The following is a 1762-nucleotide window of genomic DNA, read 5'->3' on the forward strand; positions in this document are numbered from 1 at the left end:
GACTAAAATGAGTTCCAGCAAAAAAAACAAATAATGGTTCACTCCCTCCGTTATCAGCATGTTCCGTTACCTCATGCTGAGGGTTATGATATTCATCTGGCACCCCCTCATAGACAACATAAAGTTTATATTTCTTACCTGTTTGCTCGGTGACAAAATTTAATATATTTAAAGCCACATCTGCGGTTAGGTCAATATCTCCATCATTATTAATATTCAACCTTTCCCGATAAATACTAGCGCCCTCGCTCGAAATATCAATATCAGCGGCCTTAAATATGGAGATAATTGAGCAATTATTATCAGTTCCATCCGCAAACCCAATATCATAACATTGATCTACCCCTATTCTAGTAGCTTCAGACAATACACTTTTGTGCAGCACATCCTTTAAAGGCATTTCCTCTTCTATGCTTTCGTCAAATGGACTTGATTCTGACTCGATTTGAAAGCCACTTTTTATTGGTATTACGGCTTTTCGTTTACCCTGAACTTCACTTGCCTTCAACGCATAGCGCAGAAATTTTTCTTTTGCACTAATATTTTGTCCATCGTTTTCACTTAACTCATCGTCAGTATCCGAACCGATACAATCCAATACTGAAAAAGGAAAGACTGAAATACCGGACTCTTCCATTTTATCTAATGTTGTCGGCTCTGTTCCATAAGGGTTGACATAGTGGATTATAATTTTTGAGTTTTTATATTTTTTCGCCCAACAGATAATATCTTCAGTACACTCTTCACACGGGCTATTATTTATGGTTATTGTTATTTTCTTAGGTTCAGTTCTATTATTAATTAGAACCGAATCAATTTGTCGAAGTAAGATCATTTCTGCATGACCTCGATTATACTTACTGCCAGGTATATTACTTAGGTCAGATACATTACGAAGCTCAACATTAAAGCTATTTCCATCACTTAAAACCACTTGTGCAACAAGCGTTGTTACTGTAGTAAAAGAAAAATTTTTTATGGCCTGTCTTCTTTTAGTAACATCAACTATTCCTTTTTCCGAACTGCCCGTCGGTAATAAAGGCCTGTCAATATCTTCCTGAAACACATGCTCAAATGCTATTTTATCTGGCTCTATTTTTTGAAGATGACATCGTACCTGATTTAAGGAATACCACCCAGGAGCAGCACTTAGCTCTGCTATCACTTGCCTTATTTGGGCTTCTCTGCCTTTCCCTTTAATATGCAGGTATTGTGTAATCAAATTTTGCAATTGGTCTTCAGAGGCTAATTCATGCCTTTTACTTGTAGAATATTTTGATATAAATCTCTGTATAGGATTAACATTTTTTTCGAACTTATTTGGCGTTCTGGAAAGACAGGTGTCAGTTGCGAGAGGTTGGATATTACTGGACTCAATAACAGAGTTGTTTTCATTTATGTTCGTATAGTTCTTTATCACAAACTGCAAAGGCTGTATAGGCCTATTATCCACAAGCCCCAAACTTGTCTTCCGGTCACCTTTATTCTGAGAAGCAGCGTTGGCAACGGATCTATTCTTGTTCCTCTCCGTTTTTTCTATTTGTTTATACATATTCCAACCTTTTTTTTATTTTTGTCAAATCTTACAGGCCATTTATATTTATACGTAATATTTCAACACCCAAACTCATTATTACTTCACTACTTAATTAATAGCTATCCCCCCCAACGGTCTAAACGCCCCGTAACGCTTTAGCGCCCAACACATTAGCCTCATGCTCTAACGCCGGATGATCATTGACTGCCATTCCGGCAACCGAGG

1 protein-coding gene is annotated in these 1762 nt (G+C 37.2%); it reads right to left on the reverse strand.

The features are described from left to right. On the reverse strand, positions 1–1552 hold a 1552-nt coding region (locus J5224_RS26550), incomplete at its 3' end, for a hypothetical protein (protein WP_264628161.1). Between the last annotated feature and the right edge of the window lie 210 nt (positions 1553–1762).

The sequence above is a fragment of the Candidatus Symbiopectobacterium sp. NZEC135 genome (assembly GCF_025962695.1).